Source organism: Microvirga sp. P4_G7, assembly GCF_056401005.1.
In genome coordinates this window covers 1-2,565 of the sequence record NZ_JBFUKD010000545.1, presented here as the reverse complement: position 1 = coordinate 2,565, position 2,565 = coordinate 1, and the positions used below count along the sequence as shown (strand labels likewise).

At 60.5% G+C, this 2,565-nt stretch carries 2 protein-coding genes; both read left to right on the top strand.

The features are described from left to right. The coding region (locus AC1DT3_RS17695; RefSeq protein WP_477466547.1) for an ATP-binding cassette domain-containing protein at positions 1-988 on the top strand (988 nt) is incomplete at its 5' end. Beyond that, positions 985-2,508, top strand: a complete 1,524-nt coding sequence (locus AC1DT3_RS17690; protein ID WP_477466546.1) for an AprA-related methyltransferase — start codon at positions 985-987, stop codon at positions 2,506-2,508. The genes AC1DT3_RS17695 and AC1DT3_RS17690, both read left to right, overlap by 4 nt. Positions 2,509-2,565: the final 57 nt, after the last annotated feature.

Genomic DNA, 2,565 nt, shown 5'->3' with positions numbered 1-2,565 from the left:
GGTGCTCACTGTGATCGGCTACCAGATGGGGATTCTTTTGGCGTTCTTTCATTTCGACAACGCCTCAGCCACCGTGGCCTCGCCACCGATGAGCACAGCCCAGTTCGTCAGCTTCAACGTCGCCTTCGGCCAGTTTCTCGGTTCCGCGTTTTCTTCGACGCGAGGAACACTTCTCCTCGTCATGCTGCGGCCATTATACGATCGCGTGAAACCAATATTGTTCGCCGAGGAAGAGAAGCGTATCGGGCATGGTCATCTCGCGCCGATCAAAGGGAACATCGAGTTTCGCCGCGTATCGTTCCGCTACGCCCCGGAAGAACCCTTGGCGCTGAAGGAACTTTCCTTCGCCGCCGAGAGTGGCAAGTTCACTGCCATCGTCGGTCCGTCGGGTGCCGGAAAGTCCTCCATCGTTCGCCTGCTGCTAGGATTCGAGACACCGGAAGCGGGATCTGTGCTCGTCGACGGCAACGACATCCGGTTCCTCAATCGCTGGGACCTTCGTCGCCAATACGGCGTGGTGCTGCAGGACGGAAGCCTGCTCAGCGGTTCGGTCTACGACAACGTCGCCGCGGGTCTTCCGTTCACACAGGACGAGGTGATGGAGGCCATCCGCGCGGCGGGCCTGGAGGACGATGTGAAATCCTGGCCCATGGGACTGCGCACTGTTGTGGGCGACGGCTCTTCCGCAATCTCACGCGGCCAACGCCAACGACTGATGATTGCGCGCGCGATCATCCGCAAGCCTCGCGTCCTGATCTTCGACGAAGCGACCAGCGCGCTCGACAACGTCACGCAGACATTCGTGACGCAGAACCTCAAGAATCTCAAATGCACTCAGGTGGTGATTGCCCACCGCCTTTCTACGATCGTCGCCGCGGATAAGATTGTCGTGATTGACAAGGGGACGGTCGTCGAGACAGGCGACTACTCCGCGCTGATGGCGAACAATGGACTGTTCGCGCGACTTGCGGAGCGGCAAGTGGAATGACGAGTCCACTCGTCTCGGCTTGGACGAAACTCTGCCACCATTGCGATGGCATTGCCTTCGGCACAACGGCTGAGGCACTCCTCGCTCTGGGGGCATTCGATACAATGAGAGCTGGCGCGTTCACGCCGGCAAGCCTCGCACGCGCATTCTCCCTTCAATCCGGGTTCACGGCCGTAGCGATCAAGCTACTGCGTTCACAGGGCTTCGCGCAGAAACAGGGTGAGAGCGTCGTTCTGACACCGGATGGCGCCGCGTTCACAGAACATGGCGACCTCCTACACGGTGCTTGCGCGCGTATTCACGCCGCCTGTGAACTCCTCCGCGCACTCGCCGGAACGGGACCGGCACCCGCTTTCACATTGTCAGAGGGATGCATCGCCGGTCCCCTCCGCTGGCGGATGCACCAACAAGCGCTTGGTCCGCTGGCGGCCGCCTCCTGGTTCGGCCTTCATCGACGCGGCCTGCTCGACCGCCTCATCGCAGATTGTCATTGTCCAATCGATGAGGCGGAGATTGTGGCATTCTCGGTTATGGAGAACGTCGGTTGGACCCACCGCGATAGCGATCGAGTTGCGATGACACCAGAGGGCATGGCGGCGGCTAGCCTCGTTTCACAGTATGCCTATCCTCTCTCCTACTTATCGACGTTCGCGTCCGTCGGCAGGCTCCTGCGCGAAGGAACTTTGCCGCCATTGTCGGGGACCATTGAAACCCACGTGGATCGTTCCCTAGACATCGCCTTCAGTGGCGTGGTCTTCAACAAGAGCTGTCGCGAACCCTTTCTCGAAATAGCGCTACCCCTATTCGATACCGCCGATCCCTCCACGCAACCGCGGGCCATCGTCGACACGGGCTCGGGCGATGGGACGGTACTTGCCGCCCTTTTTGAGGCGGTCCGGGATAACTCCCGTCGAGGATACTCACTCGCCACCCATCCACTGACCCTCATTGGCGTCGAATTCAACGAGGTCGCGCGCCACGCGACGCAGGAGCGTCTTGCCGCAATTGGTGCTCCCTATCTCGCGATTTCCGGCGACATCGCTAAACCCGATCTCATCGCGCAGCAGCTGACCGCCAATGGCATCGACCCGTTCGACGTGCTGCATGTGAACAAATCGGTGATTCACAACCGTGCGCATTGCCAGACGGTGGAGATTCTGCCCTCACCTATGACAGACGCGGTGTTCACCGATCGGAGCGGCGGATCGATCTCGGCGGATGAATCGTTCTCCGCTCTTGTCGCCTTGTTCGAGCGTTGGGCGCCCTACCTCGCGCGGCACGGCATGATTTCGATCGAGGCGCACACGGTCTCGCCAGAGCGGGCAGCGCGGCATATCGGCCGTAGCCTGATCACGTCGCTCGATGCGCCGCACGGCTATTCCAGCCAGTACCTGATGGAAATTCACACGCATCGGATGGCTGCCGACAAGGCCGGACTGGTCCGGCTATCACAGCGGGATCTTGGTGCAGCGATGATGGGCGATCCGATCATGTCCATCGATCATCTCAGACTGTGTTGACGAAATCCCGCAGGATCGGTGCGAGGCTGGCGAAGTCGTAGATGAATGCCCCATGGC